General features: G+C 73.1%; 12 protein-coding genes. 2 read left to right on the top strand and 10 right to left on the bottom strand.

Annotated elements, in window-relative coordinates; translation table 11 throughout:
• Positions 1–45: 45 nt before the first annotated feature.
• The 8 genes from ACIQOU_RS00935 to ACIQOU_RS00900 form a co-directional block, all read right to left on the bottom strand.
• A complete protein-coding gene (locus tag ACIQOU_RS00935; protein WP_401532742.1) occupies positions 46–768 on the bottom strand; it encodes a hypothetical protein in 723 nt (240 codons plus the stop codon).
• Positions 761–1,489: a hypothetical protein gene (locus ACIQOU_RS00930; RefSeq protein ID WP_401532741.1), complete on the bottom strand. Its 729-nt coding sequence runs from the start codon at positions 1,487–1,489 to the stop codon at positions 761–763. Before ACIQOU_RS00930 ends, ACIQOU_RS00935 begins: the two co-directional genes overlap by 8 nt.
• A gap of 33 nt (positions 1,490–1,522) precedes the next feature.
• Complete coding sequence (locus ACIQOU_RS00925) at positions 1,523–2,047, bottom strand: phage tail protein (protein WP_401532739.1); 525 nt, start codon at positions 2,045–2,047, stop codon at positions 1,523–1,525.
• Positions 2,048–2,082: 35 nt separating this feature from the next.
• Positions 2,083–3,951: a phage tail sheath family protein gene (locus ACIQOU_RS00920; protein ID WP_401532738.1), complete on the bottom strand. Its 1,869-nt coding sequence runs from the start codon at positions 3,949–3,951 to the stop codon at positions 2,083–2,085.
• A gap of 519 nt (positions 3,952–4,470) precedes the next feature.
• On the bottom strand, positions 4,471–5,757 hold the full coding sequence (locus ACIQOU_RS00915; RefSeq protein WP_401532737.1) for a TIGR02679 family protein: 1,287 nt from the start codon (positions 5,755–5,757) through the stop codon (positions 4,471–4,473).
• Positions 5,754–9,911 carry a TIGR02680 family protein gene (locus tag ACIQOU_RS00910; protein WP_401532736.1) on the bottom strand — a complete coding sequence of 1,386 codons (4,158 nt, stop codon included), beginning with the start codon at positions 9,909–9,911 and terminating at the stop codon, positions 5,754–5,756. Before ACIQOU_RS00910 ends, ACIQOU_RS00915 begins: the two co-directional genes overlap by 4 nt.
• Positions 9,908–11,221, bottom strand: coding sequence for a TIGR02678 family protein (locus tag ACIQOU_RS00905; protein ID WP_401532734.1), 1,314 nt, complete (start codon positions 11,219–11,221; stop codon positions 9,908–9,910). Before ACIQOU_RS00905 ends, ACIQOU_RS00910 begins: the two co-directional genes overlap by 4 nt.
• A complete protein-coding gene (locus ACIQOU_RS00900; protein ID WP_401532733.1) occupies positions 11,218–12,774 on the bottom strand; it encodes a TIGR02677 family protein in 1,557 nt (518 codons plus the stop codon). The genes ACIQOU_RS00905 and ACIQOU_RS00900 overlap by 4 nt, the downstream gene beginning before the upstream one ends.
• 369 nt (positions 12,775–13,143) lie before the next feature.
• On the opposite strand from ACIQOU_RS00900, the gene ACIQOU_RS00895 reads away from it, so the two are divergent.
• Entirely contained in the window at positions 13,144–13,803 is a 660-nt protein-coding gene (locus tag ACIQOU_RS00895) for a TetR/AcrR family transcriptional regulator (protein WP_401532731.1), read from the top strand.
• A 209-nt stretch (positions 13,804–14,012) separates the two neighbouring features.
• On the top strand, positions 14,013–14,648 hold the full coding sequence (locus tag ACIQOU_RS00890; RefSeq protein ID WP_401532730.1) for a hypothetical protein: 636 nt from the start codon (positions 14,013–14,015) through the stop codon (positions 14,646–14,648).
• Positions 14,649–15,134: 486 nt separating this feature from the next.
• Here the strand turns inward: ACIQOU_RS00890 and ACIQOU_RS00885 are convergent, their stop codons facing one another.
• Both ACIQOU_RS00885 and ACIQOU_RS00880 read right to left on the bottom strand, forming a co-directional pair.
• Positions 15,135–15,437 carry a phosphopantetheine-binding protein gene (locus tag ACIQOU_RS00885; protein ID WP_401532728.1) on the bottom strand — a complete coding sequence of 101 codons (303 nt, stop codon included), beginning with the start codon at positions 15,435–15,437 and terminating at the stop codon, positions 15,135–15,137.
• Entirely contained in the window at positions 15,434–17,002 is a 1,569-nt protein-coding gene (locus ACIQOU_RS00880; protein WP_401532727.1) for a tryptophan 7-halogenase, read from the bottom strand. Before ACIQOU_RS00880 ends, ACIQOU_RS00885 begins: the two co-directional genes overlap by 4 nt.
• Positions 17,003–17,321: the final 319 nt, after the last annotated feature.

Genomic DNA, 17,321 nt, shown 5'->3' with positions numbered 1-17,321 from the left:
TCGGTTCCTCGGTTCCTCTCGTCCTGCCGGTGCCTGCCGTGCCGCTCACGCGCGCCCCCGGGCCAGGTACTCCGCCAGACCCACGGTCGCCCCGGCGCGCCCGGCCGTGGGCGTCCGCTCCCGCGCCCCGCCCGACGGCGCGTCGGACGCGGTGACTTCGAGCCGCCCGATCTGCACCTGCACCACCTGTTCGGTGGCGCGGGCCGGTCGCCGGGCCGCCGCCTGCCGGACGGCGTCGCGGGCGGCCGCCGTGTCGGCGGCGCTGGGGCGCAGCGGCGCCGCGACGGCGGTGCGGGCACCGTCCGTTCCCGGCGCTCCGGGCGCGGCCGCCGGGGTCGGTGACGGTTGCCGTCGGGTCCGGCCGGTAGCGCGCCGCCCGGCGTCGGGCGACGGGCGCGGCCCCGTCGCGAGGGGCGTGGCGGGACGCGGCGACGGCGTCTCGGGCCCGGCCTGCGGTGCCGGGCGGGCGGCCGGTGGCTCCGGCGCCCGCTCGGTGCGAACGATCGTCCGCTCCCGTTCCGTGGACGTCCGCGTCCGCGCACGCGCCGGGCGCGCCAGGTCCGGCGTGGGTGCGGCCGACGGCGGCGCCGAGGGCCACAGCAGCGCGTCCTCGTCCGGCGCGGCCGCCCGCTCCCGTACGGCCTCGACCCGTTCGAAGGGGCCGGGCAGCCGGGGCCGCACCCGCACCCCGCTCGGGCGCGGGGCCGTGTGCCGGGCGATCAGCCGGTCGAGGAAGTCGGGAACGGGGGCCCCGTCGGCGTCAGACATCGGCACACAGCTCCAGGTAGTAGCGGCGGCGCAGCGGGCTGAGCGTGAGGATCTCCGGTTCGCTCCAGCCGTACGCGGTGGCGAGGAGATGGACGTCGAGGAGCACGTCCCGTGCCCAGGCGTCCAGTTCGGTCCAGAGGTAGGAGGCGATGTCGAGTTCGGCCCGGGTGGCCTGCCCGCACTCGGGGCAGGCCACGTGGAGCGCCAGGTCGGCGCCCGGGTCGGCCTCCTCGACGGCCGCGGCGATCCGGCGTTGCACGGGCGCGGGCAGGTCGGCGGCGGTCACGGCGCTCCCGTCGTGCAGCGCCGCGACGAGGCACCGGTCGAGCAACGCGGCGCGCGGGTCCTGGGAACGGGCCGCCGCCGTCAGGTCGGCCACCCCGGGCAGCCGGAACTCGACGTCCCAGCCGTCCTGTTCGACCCGCACGACCGGCTCACCCGGCACCTGGGCCGAGTCCGCGAGGTGCCCGGCGTCCAGCTCGAACTCCATGTCCTCGCCGCACGCCCGGCACGCCAGCCGCACCTGCATCCGCTCACCGAACAGGGCCCGGCGCAGCGCGAACAGATCCGCCTCACGTTCACCGACGGGCACCGCGAGCAGCCGCCCGGTGTCGTCGTCGGGCCGCGCCGCGCGGTGCAGCAGCAGCGCCCGCCCGCCCGGCGCCTCGGCCAGTCCCGCTTCCCAGGCGGCCAGCAGCCCGGCCGCTCCCGTGATCGCCATACCGTCCCCCCGGACTCCTCAACTGCCGTCGGTTCAGGCCGGGTTGAGGAAGGACGGCTCGGCCGGCTCGGGTACCTCGTAGTCCCGTTCCCAGCCCTCGCACTCCAGCTTCAGCGACTGGATGGCCACCGCGTTGGCGTTGGCGTCGAGTTCGCCGAGGACCTGGTACTCGCTGGGCCAGGTCCGGTAGAGCTTGTGCGAGACGGCGACCTGACCGGCCTCGTTGAGGACCTGGATGACGATGTCCTTGCGGAAGTCGGCCAGGGACACTTCGGAGCCCAGGCCCGCGCCGACCTGCCAGACCTTGTTCGCCCAGCGGTCGAACTCGGGGTCGTGGGTCACCCCGCGTTCGAGGGTGATGCCCTCGAACTCCGAGCGGCCCGGCGACTTGCGCGGGGAGGAGGGGTCGCCGCCGTGCCGGTGCTTGACGACCTCGGTGGTCCGCTTGAGCGGACTGATCTTGCTGATGCCGGCGACCGTGCGACCGTCCCACAGGACCAGGAACTTGAAGTTCTTGTAGGGGTCGAAGCGATGCGCGTTGACCGTGAACTCAGCCATCGGATTCCTTCAGCTCTCCAAATGTCAGCGGGTGCCTAGAGCGCGAACTGCCCCGACGTCTGCTGGATCTTGACGACCACGAACTCGGCGGGACAGACCGGCGCGATGCCCACCAGGACGTTGACGACGCCGTTCGCGATGTCCTCGTCGGTGGTGGTCTCGCTGTCGCACTTGACGAAGTACGCGGCGCGCGGGGTGCTGCCCTGGAAGGCGCCCTGGCGGAAGAGGGTGTGCAGGTACGAGGACGCGGCCAGCCGGATCTGCTGCCACAGACTCTCGTCGTTGGGCTCGAACACGACCCATTGCAGGCCTCGTTGGAGACTCTCCTCCACATGCAGGGCGAGCCGCCGCACGGACACGTACGTCCAGTCGCTGTCCAGCGCGTCGGACCCTTCGAGGGTGCGGGCGCCCCACACCAGTGGCCCGGTCACCGGAAAGGTCCGCAGGCAGTTGACACCGAGCGGGTTGAGCAGTCCGGTCTCACGGTCGGTGAGGTCGACGGTGAGCGAGCGCACGCCCACGAGTTGGGCCTCGGTGCCGGCCGGTGCCTTCCACACCCCGCGCTCGGAGTCGGTGCGGGCGATGACCCCGGCGACCGCGCCGGAAGGCGGGAAGGAACGCAGTCGCCCGGTGAGCGGGTCGGTGAGCTGGAGGTGCGGGAAGTACAGGCCCGCGTGGCTGCCGCGCACGGCGTCGAAGGCGGCGGCCCCGGCCCGTGCCGTGTCGACACTCACCCAGGTGCCGGGCGCGTCCACCAGCAGGAAGATCCGCCGCTCCTGACACAGCCGTTGGGCGGCGGAAACGACGGTGAGGGCGTCCTCGGTCTTCTCGTACGCCGCCAGTTCGGGCAGGGCCAGGAGGTTGACGTCAGCGACTCCGCGCAGGGCCTGGATGCCGGTCTTGTCGGCCTCGGAGCCGATGAGGTCGCGCGGCCCGGGCGCCTCGCCGTCCTCGCCGCCCTCCAGCGGGAAGACGGGCGGGTTGACCGAGGCCTCAAGACCGAGGTCGTTGGCGCACTCGCCGACGAAGCGGACGATGTCCTCGGGGTCGGTGGAGCCCGCGACGACCTGCAACCGCCGTCCGAACGCGGTGACTTCGGCGCCCGCGAAGGCGTGCTTGCCGGGCGCGTCGGGCAGCGCCCGCAGCTTGCGCTCCAGGAGCAGCGCCAACTCAGCGACAGAGCAGGGGGCTTCGCCGTCGCCGTGCGGGTCGTAGAGCGTGAACTCGCGCTCCACGTCCCCGATCTTCACCGTCACGTCGACGGCCAGGTCGGGCAGTTCACGCCCGAACGGCTTGGAGACGGTGCCCGAGGGGTCGGGGCGCCCCTCACCGACGGCGTCGACGCGGATGAGCCGCGAACCCGTGTTGATCACGGTCGGCGCGTACCGCCCGTGCGCCGCGTCCATGGACAGCCCGGTGAAGGACTCGCGGGCCTCGCCCCTGGCGTCGTACACGCGCAGGTCGAAGGTCTCGTCGGGGCACGGGGTGTCGTAGTCGACGGCGACGCGCAGGCCGTTGCCCCACCCGCCGGACTCCTTGGCGTGGACGTCGAGGACCCGGCTCTCGCTGTGCCCCTCGGTGGACTCCAGGACGACGCGGGCGGCCTTGCCGCTGCCGGCCTTGTTGACGCGGACGACGACGGCGACCGTGCCGCCGTTGCCGAAGAACTGGTGGACCGCGTAGCCGACGGCGCTGCGTGCGCTCAGGCCACCGAAGCGGCGTTCGAACTCCGCGAAGCTGGTGACGCGCACCGGCTCGTTGAGCGGACCGCGCCGGGTGTGGCCCACGAATGCGGTGACCGACGTGGTCAGGGTCGAGATGGTGCGGGTGCTGCTGGGAACCTCTTCGACGTAGACGCCGGGGTATGTCGGCTTGGCGGCGCCGACCGCGCTGACCGGGCTCATTGGATCTCCCCCTCCTATCCCTGTCTCGGGCACCGGACAGACGCACCAAGGGGCGGACAGCGGGGTGAGCGTGGCACATCAGCGCGGCGAACGGCACCGCGCGACTGGACGTCGGCGGCCCGAACGCACCGCATCAGCTCCCCCGTCGATGCCCGGACGGTCATGTGCCCGGGTCAAGCAATGCGCTTGCGACTCCTGATGCTCAAGTGCTCAATCCACGGTAGGGCGTGGGCAGTTCGGGCGACAGGGGTTGTTTCGGCCGCACCAAGAAAGCGTTTCCCCTGAGCAAATTCTCGGTATTTTCATACCGCACCCGCACACCCCTGACAGGTGCTCCTCATCTCCCACACAGGTAGCGCCAACAGGGCGTGCGACCCCTCCGCGCATACGCCCCCGGAAACGGAGAGACACCGAGGTCGCAGCACTGCCGGGCCGCCACCCGTCGCCGCGCCCCCTCCAGACGCCACCAACCCCCGCCGATGGCTGAAACCCAACGGTCCCCTGACCGGAATACTTCCTTCAGCTTCTCCGCGACTCATACCCCGGCCGCACCCGAGCGGCGAGGTCGTCCAGCAACACATCGGCCACCAGCTCCTCGACGACGGCGATGCCGTGTTCCGTCATCGACGCGGCCAGTTCGGCGTCCCACGGTGCGTCGGTGATGCGCCCGGGGTGCGGGCCGCGCGCGGTACGGGCGAGGGCCGCCCGGTAGTCCGCGGCCGTCATGCGCCAGGGGCTCGCCCGGGTCTTGTCCTGGACGTACGCGGCGATACGGATGCCCTCGCCGTCGAAGTCGCCGTGGTGGCGTAGAGCGGCGCCCCGGTCGGCGAGGAGGCGCAGGAGCTGGACCGCCGCGCTGTTGGGCCAGCCGGACGTGCAGACGAGGGGCGGGCAGTCGGCGCCGAAACGGCGCAGGGCCAGCGCCAGGATGCTGGGGTTCTCCACCACATGGACGACGTGCGGGGCAGGCCCGGCGGGCAGGGACAGTTCACCCGCGTTCCGGACGTGGGCGAGGGTCAGGCTGGCGGCCTGACCGGCCTCGGCGCACAGCCCGGCCAGGCGGGCGAGCAGGCCGTCGCCGACGAGGCGCAGTCCGCAGGCGAGGACGGTGCCGGACAGCTCGTCGTCGGCGACGCCGGCGCGGGTCCACAGGGCGCGCCGCTGCGCCGCCGACGCGGGTGGGGCGGTGTCGTACAGGGTGGCCAGGGCGCGCAGGACGAGCGTGGACAGCGGGGTGCCGTCGTCGAGGGCGTGCGCGTGGCCGTTCAGGACCCGGGCGGCGAAGACGGGCAGGGGCTCGGCCTGGCCGGGGAGTGCGGCGAGCACGGTGAGCGCGTCGGTGAGCAGGGCCCGGGTGCGGTCCACCGAGCCGCCGGTCAGGCCCGCCGCCCGGCAGGAGGCGGCCCAGTCGGCGAGCACCGGTTGGGCCCGTACCGTGTCGTGTCCGGTCAGCCAACTCCACAGCCCGGCGCGTTCGTCGTCGTGGCGGCGTCGCTCGCCTGCTCGGTCGCCGAGCGGTCCGACGAGCGCGCTGACGACCTCCCGGACGGTACGGCCGGAGAGTTCGGTGACGGCTTCGTCCAGGCGGGCCAGGACGATGGAGGGGCGGGGTTCTGGCAGGCGGTCGAGGCCGAGGAGGTCGGCGAGGGCCTCGCGCTGGGGCTCGTCCAGTGGTCCGAGGCGTATCCGGGTGACGGGGCGGCCTGCGGAGAGGCGGTCGTGGACCGTCTGCCAGAGGGGGCTGAGTTCGGGGCGGCGCAGGGTGGCGTCGCCCGGGGCCGGTTCGGTGGCGTCCACGGCGGTCATTGAGCCTCCATGCGGGTGCCGTTCCAGACGAAGCGGGCGCTGGTGACGGCTTCGTCGTCGCCGTCGGTGAGGAGTTGGTGGACGGCGATGCCGGGCAGTTCGCGGTAGGTGCCCCACTCGTGGTCGGAGGTGATCATGAGGTCCAGGTCGAGTGCGGTGAGCAGGGCGAAGACCTGTCCTCGGTTGACGGTGTCGACGCCGACGAAGACCTCGTCGAGCAGGATCGGGCGGGGTGCCAGGGGGACGTCCTCGTAGTGGGCGGCGACGGCGGCGAACAGCGGCAGGTGCAGGGCGATGGCCTTCTCCCCGCCGGACAGGGCGCCGTGCAGTCGTTTGGTCAGCGGCTGCCAGCCGTTTCCGTCCGCCCGCTCCAGCCGGACGGTGAAACTGTGCCAGGCGGTGTAGTCGAGCACGTCGCCGAGGTGTTCCTCCCAACTCGCGGCGGTGTCGCTGCCCTTGGCCTCCTCGATGCGGGCGCGGAAGAAGGCGTGCAGGGCCTCCCGGTCGGACTCGGTGACCCGGCCGGGGTCCTTCAGGAGCAGGTGGCGGGCGGTGCGGGTGCTGTCGGGGAGGTCGGGGCGGACGTCCCAGACGAGCTGCACCGCGACGTGGGAGGCCGTGCGGACCCGCTCCAGGTGGCCGTTCATGCGGTCGACGAGTTCACCGGCCCGGCGGATGCGGGCGGCGAGGTGGCGCCGGATGTCGCCGGTGAGGATCTGGTCGAACAGGCGCCGTTCGGCGGTGCTGATGTCGCCACGGCTGCGGTCGCGTTCCTGGGTGAGCGCGGTGAGCAGGCCGCTCGCCCCGACGCGGACGCCGTCCAGGGTGGCGGTGAAGAGCTGGACGTCGTCGTCGGGCTCCAGATCGAGGTCGGCGCGGACCCCGAGGCTTCCCCGGGCCTCGTGGACGGCTTCGGAGAGGCGGGTCGCGGCGTCGCCGAGGTTGCGTGGCGCGTGCGGCAGGCCCGGCCACTGGGCGGCGAGGGCACGGGCGGCCTCCAGTGTGGCCCTGGTGCCGTCCCCGAGGTCGAGTCGCGGTGCGACCCCGGCGTCCTCGGCCAGGCCGACGAGGCACAGGTGTCTGAGCCGGTGGGCCGCGCCGTCCCGGGCCGCGACGGCCTGCTCCCGTCGTTCGGCGTCCTGGCCGCTGGTGGCGGTCAGCTCTCCGATGCGGCCTTGCAGGTCCACCAGGAGCCGGTTGGTGCGCCGGGTCTCCTCCCGGCAGCGGTCCCGTTCGGCGCGCGCCTCGGTGACGCGGGCGACGATCTGCCGGTAGTCCTCTCCGACGGTCGCCTCCACCGCGCGCAGCCGCGCCGTCGTCCCGAGGGCCTTCGCCTCGGCGGCGGCCGCCTCCCCGGCCTGCTCGTCCGCGATGCGCCGGGCGCGGTCGGCCTGCGCGGCCGTCTGCCGGGCCCGTTCGGCGGCGGCGGTCGCGGTGAGGCGGGCGTCGATCCAGCTGTCGGCGAGGTCGCGGAACCGCTCGATGTCGTCGCCGAGGGTCCGCAACCGCCCCCGGTCGGTGGGCAGTCCGTGGTCCGCGGCCCGTCGGCTCAGCTCGCGCAGCGCGTCCGCCACGCCGGTCTCCCGCCGGGCGAGGCGGGTGGTCGCGTCGCGGACGACGTCGTCGCGGGCGGCCACCGTCTCCTCGGCCCGGTCCCACTCCCGTCGCCGCGCGTCGAGTTCCCGGTGGTCGGGGCGGGCGGCCCGGTCGGCGTCCAGCCGGGCGGCCCGGGCGTCGAGCGCGCGCAGCCGGTCGTCGAGGGCGGCGAGGGCGGTGTCCGTCTCCTCGATCCGCCCGGTCAGTTCGGCGATCGTGCGCTGCCGGGCCCGTTGCCGGGCGAGGGCGCCGATGAAGGCGGGTTCCGGCTTGGCCCAGCTCCCGGTGGCGGGCGCGAGGCGCCAGGTTCCGTCGGCGGAGACGGCGGCGGGGTGTCCGCCGGGCAGGGTGGGGCCGTAGGCGACGCCGGCGAGGACCCGGCTCACGGTCGCGGCCGGTACCGGGATGCCCTCCTCGGGGCGCAGCACGTCGAGCAGGCTGGGGCCCGGCGCGGGGGCGGCGAGGGTGGCCTCGACGCGGGTGTCGTGGCCCGGCAGGGTGATCCCCTCCGAGGGGCTGACCCACGCGTCCAGGAGACCCGAGGCCTCCAACGCGGCTTCCACCGCTGCCTGGACGGCGACCGGAACCTCGTCGTGGAAGGCCACCAGCCGCCACAGCGGTGCGCCCGCCGCCATGGTGCGGACGGTGGTGCGGGTGCGCGGCGCGGGCGGCGGCAGGTCGCTCTCCCCTCTGAGCCGGCGCACCTCCGCGTCGAGGCCGTCCCGCTGCTCGACCAGGCCCCGGTGGGCGGCGCGCGCCTCGGCCCGCGCCGTGCTGATCTCCTGCTCCCGTGGTCGCGCGGCGGCGTCGACCCATGCGCGGACCTCCGCCTCGACGGCCGCTCTGGCCGCCAGTTCGCCGGGGTCCGCGATGCTCAGCTCGGTGCAGTCGGCCGCCCAGGCCAGCAGCCGTTCCGCCTGCCCGGTGACGGCGTCGTCCCAGGCCCCCGCGGTCTCGTCCCGGTGGGCGAGCGCGTCCCCGAGCCGGGTGCGGGCCTCCTCCAGCAGGCCTTCGGCGGTGCCCCGGTCGCGTACCGCGCGGTCGTGCTCCTCGATCGCCTCGGTGAGGTGGGTGACCTGCTCGCGCCGGGCGGTGACCGCGCCCCGGAGCAGCCGTCGGGCCCGGCGCGCCGCGTCCCCTCCCGGCGGGTGCGCGACGCCGCCGGAGTCCTCGGGTGTCCGGCCGACGGACCCGCTCCCCGGGCCGTCGTGGCGGGGCGCCGCCGGTGGCAGGGCGAGCATCGCCCCCACTTCGTGGTGGACGGACTCCAGTCCCGAGGCCCGGGCGGACCGGTGTGCCTCGTCGCCGGCCTCACGCGCCTGCTCGTCGAAGGTGCGGGCGTGTCCCGCGCTCTCGTCGGCGAGTTTCTGGTCCTGCTCCGCTCCCTTTGCGGCGGAGCGGGCGGTGGCGTGCCGTTCCTCGGCGGCGGCGACCAGGTCGGCGGTGTCGCGGCGGAGTCGGTCGAGCTGCTCGCCCTTCTGGTAGGCGTCGCTCTCGCGCAGTCCGTTGACGGTCTCGTCCAGGGCGTGGGCCCGCAGCTCCAGTGCGTCGCGCAGGGTCTGGGCCGAGCCGCGTTCGGTGAGCGCCTCGTCGAGTGCGCCCGCGCTCTGGCGGGCGGCACGGGTGAGGTCGTCCATGTCGGTCGTCGCCGAGATCAGCCCGGCCGCACCGGCCCGCAGGACCCGGCGGGCGTAGGCGCGTTGCCGGGAGGCGACGGCAGTGGCCGCCGCCACTTCGGCGTCGAGCCGGTCGAGGTGGTCGCGTTGCCGGTCGAGGCGCTCGAAGCCCTCGGCCAGTTCGGTGATCTCCGCCTCCCCGAGCGGGGGCAGGGCGCGGGACAGCAGGAGGGACAGCAGGGCGGGGTCGAGCCGTTCGGACAGCTTGGGCTGGCGCAGTTGGAGCAGCGCGGAGAGCAGCGATTCGTAGCGCTGCTCCGCCATGCCGGGGAAGAGCGCGCGGCGAACGGCGGTGCGGTGGTCGGTGGGGGACGGGTGCACCTCGCCCCGGTCGCGCAGGGCGTCGGCGAGGGCGGCCTTGGACAGGGGCTGTCCCGTCTCGTTGACGAGGAGGACGCCGTCGGGGTGGGCGATCCGGGAGCCGGTGGTGAAGTACTCGGCGTGGGCGGTGCTGGTGTGGACGCTCGCGTGCAGGCGGGCGCCGCAGCCGAACCAGTGCTCGGTGCCGTCGTCGTCGACGCGCCGGAACTCCATCCACACGTACCCCACCCGTGTCTTGCCCGAGGCTCCCGCGCCCAGCAGGTTCCAGTGCATGGTGCGTTCCGAACCGCCGAACGTGGAGAGGCGGTTGGGGCGGAGGCTGGCGTCGAAGAGGAAGGGGAGCAGCAGTTCCAGGGCCTTGGACTTGCCGGAGCCGTTCTGGCCGCGCAGCAGCAGGCGTCCCTGGTGGAAGGTGAACGTCTCGTCGTAGTAGCGCCAGATGTTGAGGATGCCCGCGCGGTGGGGCTGCCAGCGGCCGGGGGCGGCGTCCGGGTGCCGGGCGGGCGGCGGCTGGTTGCTCTCCTCGGGCAGTCGCTGGCGGGGCAGCTCGGTCACGTTCACTGCGGGTCTCCTTCCACGGCGACGCCGCCGGAACCGGTCGTGTCCACCGGGTCGTTCTTCGGGCCCGGGGTGGTGGCCTGCGTCACGCGGTAGCGGTGGGCGGCCGGGCGGGCGACGACGCGGCCCCGGGCCGGGCCGGCCAGGCCCATGTCGAGCAGGACGCGCAGGGCGTCCTCGGCGAGCCGGGCCGGGCCGTCCTCGGACTGGTAGGCCTTGGCCCAGCCCGGGAAGCGACGCAGCAGATCGGCTCCGGCCTCGGCCAGTTGCTCGGGCAGCAGGCCCGCGGGCGTCGCGCAGAGCGGTTCGAGGAGGAGCAGCGCGGCGACCCGGGCGGTGGAGGTGTCGTCGGGGAAGCGGACGTCGGTGGCGAGGCCGTCCGGGTCGACGAGGAGGAAGCCCTCGGCCCGTTCCTCCAGCAGGAAACCGGCCTGTTCGACGGAGCGGCGCAGGATCTGGCGGCCGGTCAGGGAGGTGACGTAGGCGAGTTCGTCGGCGGCGAGGTCGGTGCGGTAGAGCACGGGGTCGTCGAAGAGTCGGCGCAGGACCGAGTGGCGCAGTTTCAGGTTGCGTTGGGCGTCCGTGGTGGCGTTCTCGCCGGGCAGCCCGTCGGTGGTGCCGTCGCCGGCCGTGCCGCCGTAACGGCGCTCCCGGACGAGGTCGGTGAGGAGGTCGTCGAACCGTGCGGGGACCTCGCCCGGAGGCACGGCGAGCCGGGAGGCGCCGACGGGCGCGGCGGGCAGCCGCATCAGCAGGGTGCTGTCGACGCGGTAGAGCACCTTGGCCTCGGCGGAGTCGACGTACGACTCGGTCGTCCCGTCCACGCTGCGCAGCACGTCGTAGGACTCCAGCAGCTTCAGGACGTCGACGAACGCCGCCCGCTCCGGCCGCTGGACGGGGTCGAACGCCGGGAGGGCCCGGTCGGCGGCGGTCGCCTGGACGACCCGGTCGGCGAGCACGCCGATGGTCGTCATCGGCATCGACAGCAGCTCGGCCGCGGTGACGCAGAGCAGGACGTAGCGGCGGCGGTCGAACGGGGCGCGGCCGGAGCGTGCCCTGCGGGCCGGGCGGGAGCCGTCGGGGTGCGCGCGGATCTTGGTGAGGCGGGCGTATCCGCGCCGGGGTTCCACGACCAGGCTCCAGCCGCAGGTGTAGTCGAACCAGCCGGTCAGCGGGGAACGGCGCCGTCGTACCAGGTCGAAACCGGTCGGGTCGGCGGTCTCGGTGAGCAGCGGACGGGCCAGCAGGAGCCGGATGGCGCGGGCGACCTCTTCCCTCTCCGTGGCGGCCAGTTGGTTGGCGAGGGTGCTCATCCGGCCGCCTCCTGTCCCGTGGCGGCGCCGGCCACCGGGAAGGCGGCCGCTGCGCCCGCCGCCACGATGTGGACGACGTAGTCCGGGCCGGTGAGGGTCCCCCTCGCGGTGTGCAGTACGGCGCGACGGGTGTCGGGAGGCGGCGACAGCACGACCTCCGCCCTGCCGTCCGCGGTCGTGGCCCGGCGCAGACCGCTCGCGTCCGACGGGGCGGCCAGGGCCCGGCCGAGCAGGTCCAGCAGATGGTCGAAGACCTCCGGTTCCAGGGCGCCGAAGGAGGACAGCCGCACGGGTCCCTCGGTCTCCAATGCCTGCCAGGCGCGGGCGAGTTCGGCCCGCTGGGCGCGGGCCCGCTCGGCGCGTTCGGCCCGCACGGCCGTCACGTCGCGGACTCGGCCGGTGCGGGTGAAGCGCTCGGTCCGTCCGCTGGTGCGCAGCAGCGCCGACACCTCCACCGCGGGCGCCTCGGACCAGGAGTGGGCCGACGGGATCAACTCCGGGTCGGGGTGGGCGAGATGGGCGTGGCGTGCCGGTCCGAGGCCGAAGGCCGTCGCCCACAGCCGGTGCAGGTCGTCCTCCTCGGGAGCGGCCGCGAACCAGCGGGCCAGTTCGCGGAAGTCCTGGACGGCGCTGGAGGAGCGGCGCCGGGACTCGTTGATGCGCTCCAGGACCTGGAGGAGGGAGACGATGGCGCGCCGGGCGATGTCGTGCAGTTGCTCGATCCGGGGGCGCGCCCCGTCGTCCGGCAGGAACCAGGCCCGCAGGCCCGACCAGCGTGCCCGTCGGCTCTCCAGCCAGCCGGCCGCCGGGTCCTCCCCCGGCATCGGCGGCAGCTCCGCGCCGCGCAGGGCCCGCTGCCGCAGCACCGCGACGCCCCGCTCCTCCACGCGGGCCACGGCTGCGGCGACGGTCTCGCCCCGCCGGTCGAGATTGACCAGGAACTCCTGGAGGTAGGCGACGGTCGCGGCCTTGACCTCGCGGAACACCTCCAGGTCCACGCCCTCGGTGCGCAGGAGCCGCTGCAACTGGCCGTTGAAGGCCTTGGTGTTCTCCACCAGGGCCTCCAGATGGCCTTCCAGTTCCCGCAGGGTGCTGAAGATCCGGCGGTCGGCCGCGGCGGGTTCACCGGCCAGCACGGTCAGTTCGTCGAGCCGGTCGGTGATCGCTTCCAGCACGGCGGTCTGCAACGCCCCCGTCGAGGCCAGCACCTCCAGGGCGTGCCGTACCCCGGCCAGCGCGGCCTCGCCCTTGCGGGTCAGCGAGTAGTGGAGGTTGCGCCGCTCGTACTCCTCGGCCGTGCGGTAGTTCTCGGCGTGGTTGTGGACCACGTCGAGGAGTTCCCACTTCACCAGGCGTTTCAGCGCGTCGTGCAGTTCCTCGTCCGCCAGGTCCGCGATCCAGCCCACCGCACGCAGCCGCTCGCGCACGGCGTCGATCCCGAGCGTGGTCTCCAGATGCTCGCCCGCCACGCCGAAGGCCTCCAGCACGGCGCCGTTCAGATCGGCCTTCTCGCCCGTGGTGAACCGGAACATCTCCGGTGGAACCCTGCGCATGCCCGTACGTCCCCCTCCCCCGCCGCCACCTCTGCGACACTTCTGCCCCCACCGTAAGGGGCGGGTCGGACATCGCGTCACACGGCGCTGTCACCACCCCTCATCAACACCAGCGGCCTGCCCGCCGTCTCCCTCCCGCCCACGTCACACCACAAGGGCTGCCGGTCGGCGTGCACCTCGGGACGCGTGAGCGCTCCCGGCCTGGCGTCGCCCTCACTCTCGGACGTCACCGCTCGCACCGTGTGAGCAGCGCGGTGACTTGTGCGACCGCCGCCGACGCCTCCGGGGCCAGATCTTACTAACCACTAAGTAAATGCAAACAGAATCCAGACTTATAAACTGGTCAGGAGGGTCGCGTAGGATCGCCGCATGACCGAGAGCACGCACGAGACCGGGCGCGGTGGCCGCACAGGGGTCAGGTCGGCGCGGGGAGCGCGCTCCCGTGAGGAGATCGTCGACGCGGCGTACACCCTCTTCGCCCGGCACGGGTACCGAGGGGCCCGGATGGCCGAGGTCGCCAAGGCCGTGGGCATGACCGAGCCGGCGCTGATCTACCACTTCGGCAACAAACTGGGGCTGCTGAAGGCGGTCGTGGAGCGCCGCAACCAGCTGAGCGAGGCCGCCGGACGCCGTCTCGTCGAACTCGGCGGCCTCGCGGCCCTCAGCGAACTGCCCGCCATCGCCGCCCACTACAGCCGCCAACCCGACCTGATCAAGCTGTTCTACGTCCTGATGGCGGAGAACCTGGACCAGGGCAGCCCCGCGCACGAGTTCTTCGTGGACCGCTACCGCACCCTGCGGGCCGACATCGCGGAACTGATCGCCATCGGGCAGCGGCGCGGCGAGATCCGCCCCGACGTCGACCCGGGTCTCAAGGCGGTCGAGATCCTCGGCATCCTGGACGGCATCTCGGGCCAGTGGCTCCTTGATCCCGACGCGGCGGACTACCTCGCCGCCATCGAGTCCTACGGCAAGAGCCTGCTACGCGACCTCACGACGGAGCGACCAGCCGAGGGCTCGGCGGGCTGAGAATTCTCCGGGTGGAGTGTCGGACTGACGGCGCCGGACGGGGAGTTCGCCGGGCCGACGGTTCCTCAGTTCGGACGGCATCCGGCCCGCCCCGTGGCGCTCTTCGGGTGATCCACGCCGGGCGGGCGTGCCGGGGTCGGCCTGTCGGCGTTGGGCGGGTGCATCCCCGCACGTCGGCCTGCGTGGCCGACCCGAACCCTGGAGCCCCCGTGAAGAGAACCTGCGCGCGACTTGCCGCCCTCGCCGTTCTGGCGTTCGCGACGCTGGCCCCCGCCCCGGCCTCGGCGCAGGCGCCCGGTGACGGTGGGCTGTTGCCTCCGTTGCAGCTGCGTGCCGGAACTCCGTTCGACTACTGCGTGACCGGGACCGCAGCCAAGGCCCTGGCCGCGGCCGGGGTCACCTTCGACGCTGTCGCGCCCGCGACGCTGACCACCGTGAACGGCCGGCCGTGCATGCACTCGGTGCTCGACAGCGGGGAGCTGAACACCGACCTGTCCGGCGTGACCGGCAAGGCTCGCGGCGGCTTCGCCTTCCAACGGGACGGGAAGCGGGCCGAGTTCACGGACCTGGCACTGGTGATGAAGCTCGACCGCAGTGGCGTCATCACCACCGAGCACCTCGGCCGACGCATCGAGACGCTCACCACCAACGGTGACGGCATCAAGCTCGCCCTGACCAAGGTCAGTGCCGAGAACACCCCCATCAACCTGACCGCCCCGGCCGTCGACGCCCTCGCCCAGAAGTTCGGCACGAGCCCCCTCGCCGCCGGGGACCAGCTCTTCTCCGCCACCCTCAGTTTCGACGTCGTCAAAGGTCTGACCGGACTGCTCCCCGTCACCCTGTAGGACGGAGACGATCGGGCCCGCCGGGGCGGATCGGGTCGGCGTCTGATCCCCCGCTGGGGAACTCCCCTCGCGCCAGGGGCCGTTCGGCATCCGGTCGGGCGGAGAAGGGTGGCTCCAGTCCGTTCGGCCCTGGCGGAGGACGCAGGGGAACCCACCTCGCGCGCCACCGCACACAAGTCGGACACCTCGGCGTAGGCCCGCTCGGACCCCGCCCGCATTCGCCGGTGGTGTGGGTTGCCCGGGAACCAGGGCCGCACCGGCGCGTTCCGGGCCGGATCAGCGTGACCGGGGTCGGCGGGCGCATCCCGCGCGACCCTGCGGTGTTCCCGCACCGCCCAGATCACCCTGCCCGATCACCCTGCCCACCGCGCGGTGGTCTCCGACCCCGGCGACAACACGTTGACCTGCTCGAACAGTCGGGCGGTTCAGGGCACGCGGCTGCGGATCAGCTCGGGCCTGAGCCCGGGAGCGGGCGGCTCGTCGGGGTCACGGAGTGGGTGGTGTCGTCGCCTCCTGCCGGTGTCCGTCGGCCGCTTGGATCAGGTCCCACCATGCGCCCGGCGTGGTCTCGGTCGCCAGGTCCAGCAGGGCGATGTCGACACCTGCGGCGCGCCATCGCACGGTGAGGTGCATCAGCCGGATCGAGTCCAGGCCGACGTCGAGGAGGTCGTCGTCCCAGCCGATGTTCCCGGGGTCCTCGTCGAGGACCTCCGCGATGTCCGTCAGCAACGTCTCCCGGGTCAGCGGCGCGGACGCGTGGGCGGCGGTGTTCGTGGCCGGTTCGCTCATCGCTCGGCTCCCGTCCCGACCGCGGCGTCGGCCGGTGCGGCGTCGGTGGCGGGTTCCGTCCAGCGCAGGCCGTCCGGGGAGGGGACCAGTCCGCCGGGGAAGAGCGGCTGTTCGAGGGCGCTCGTGCCGCCGAGCCGGGCCCGGGCCTGGACCTCGTTCATCCCCTGCATGACCCCCTCGACGACCTGGGTGCCGAACAGTTTGTCCATCCGTTCCCCGGAGCGGGTCCGGGCCGGGCCCGTGCTGTCTATCGCCTCGGCCAGTTCGGCGGAGGAGGCGGCGAACCGTGCGCGCAGCGCGTCCGGGTCGGTGAGCACGGTCTCGCCGGAGGAGACGCCGCCGACGAGTTCCACGAACGCGTTCAGATCCGAGGTGGCCGTCTCCGAGGCGCGGCGTGCCTCCCAGAAGTACGACTCCTCGGTCTGCCGCATGTCGTAGAAGGCGAGCAGGAACTCGTAGAACACCCCGTACTCACGCCGGTAGCGCCGCTCGAACTCCTCGAACGCCCGCTCCTCGGTCAGCTCCCCCGCCAGCACGGCGTTGATGGAGCGAGCCGCGAGGAGCGCCCCGTAGGTGCCGAGGTGCACCCCGGTGGAGAAGACCGGGTCGATGAAGCAGGCCGCGTCGCCCACCAGCGCCATGCCCGGCGCCCAGAAGCGCTCCATGGCGTACGAGTAGTCCTTGCGGACCCGGAGTTGGCCGTAGGGGCCCTCCGTCACGCGGGTGGCGTCCGCTAGGTACTCGCGGATCATCGGCGCCCGCTCGATGAGGTCCTTGAGTGCCGTCTCGGGGTCTTGCTGCAAGGCCTGCGCCCTGGACCGGTTGACGACCACGCCCACGCTGGTCAGTTCGTCGGTGAGCGGGATGTACCAGAACCAGCCCTCGTCGAAGGCGCAGCAGAGGATGTTGCCGGCGTCCGGGCCCGGCAGGCGCTTGCCGCCCTCGAAGTAGCCGTAGAGGGCGATGTTCTTGAAGGCCTCCGAGTACCGGCGCTTGCCCAGGGTGCGGGAGAGCCGGCCGGTGTTGCCCGAGCCGTCGACGACGAACCGCGCGGTGCTCTCGTGCTCCGTGCCGTCCTTGTCCCGCCAGCGCACACCGGTGACCCGTTCACCGGCATCGGTCGGGGACGTCAACGAGGCGAGGGCGGTGGCCTGTTCGTGGACCTCGACGCCCACCCGGCGGGCGTTGTCGAGGAGGATCTGGTCGAATTTCATGCGCTCGACCTGATAGGCGGTCGAGGCCGGTCCGGAAAGGACGGGCGAGTAGGCGAACAGGAAATTCCAAGGTTCGGGGTTGGCGCCCCAGCGGAACGTGCCGCCGCGCTTGGGCATGAACCCGGCCTGGTGTATTTCGTCGGCCACTCCGAGGAGTGTGCAGATTCCGTGCACAGTCGCGGGGAGGAGTGATTCCCCGATCTGATGCCGTGGAAAGGATTCCTTTTCGAGCAGCAGCACGCGGTGGCCGGCCATGGCCGTCAGCGCGGCCGCGGTCGAGCCGGCGGGGCCGCCGCCGACGACGATGACGTCGTAACCGGCCTGGTGAGCTTGGTCGTTGAGTGCCGTCATGGGGCGAGAACTCCCGGAGGGTACAGGGGTGGGGGGACCGGGCGGAACCCGATTGCTTAGGTTAGCCTAACCTCACAAAACAGCCGACGCCGACCGGCTCCGTCAAGATCGCTTCAAATGAGAGTCACCTCAAGTCCGCAATGCGCCAAGCACGTTCCCATGAAAGGTCACGCAACTACCAAGAGATGGTCATGAATTGCGGCGGTCGGCGTCCTACAGCAATTCGGAGGCATCCCATGTCCCCCACATCCCCCGCTTCTTCCGCGTCGTCTACCTCTTCGACTTCTCCCGCTTCTCCGCAATCCGCGGGAGACGCGGC

The organism is Streptomyces sp. NPDC091279 (assembly GCF_044757465.1).
In the GTDB taxonomy this organism is placed as follows: domain Bacteria; phylum Actinomycetota; class Actinomycetes; order Streptomycetales; family Streptomycetaceae; genus Streptomyces.
This window is presented reverse-complemented; position numbering and strand designations above follow the sequence as displayed.

What these genes read in the sequence shown, in the direction of transcription:
- ACIQOU_RS00935 (WP_401532742.1), bottom strand. Translation starts at nt 768, where the DNA reads ATGTCTGACGCCGACGGGGCCCCCGTTCCCGACTTCCTCGACCGGCTG.
- ACIQOU_RS00930 (WP_401532741.1), bottom strand. Translation starts at nt 1,489, where the DNA reads ATGGCGATCACGGGAGCGGCCGGGCTGCTGGCCGCCTGGGAAGCGGGA.
- ACIQOU_RS00925 (WP_401532739.1), bottom strand. Translation starts at nt 2,047, where the DNA reads ATGGCTGAGTTCACGGTCAACGCGCATCGCTTCGACCCCTACAAGAAC.
- ACIQOU_RS00920 (WP_401532738.1), bottom strand. Translation starts at nt 3,951, where the DNA reads ATGAGCCCGGTCAGCGCGGTCGGCGCCGCCAAGCCGACATACCCCGGC.
- ACIQOU_RS00915 (WP_401532737.1), bottom strand. Translation starts at nt 5,757, where the DNA reads ATGACCGCCGTGGACGCCACCGAACCGGCCCCGGGCGACGCCACCCTG.
- ACIQOU_RS00905 (WP_401532734.1), bottom strand. Translation starts at nt 11,221, where the DNA reads ATGAGCACCCTCGCCAACCAACTGGCCGCCACGGAGAGGGAAGAGGTC.
- ACIQOU_RS00900 (WP_401532733.1), bottom strand. Translation starts at nt 12,774, where the DNA reads ATGCGCAGGGTTCCACCGGAGATGTTCCGGTTCACCACGGGCGAGAAG.
- ACIQOU_RS00895 (WP_401532731.1), top strand. Translation starts at nt 13,144, where the DNA reads ATGACCGAGAGCACGCACGAGACCGGGCGCGGTGGCCGCACAGGGGTC.
- ACIQOU_RS00885 (WP_401532728.1), bottom strand. Translation starts at nt 15,437, where the DNA reads ATGAGCGAACCGGCCACGAACACCGCCGCCCACGCGTCCGCGCCGCTG.
- ACIQOU_RS00880 (WP_401532727.1), bottom strand. Translation starts at nt 17,002, where the DNA reads ATGACGGCACTCAACGACCAAGCTCACCAGGCCGGTTACGACGTCATC.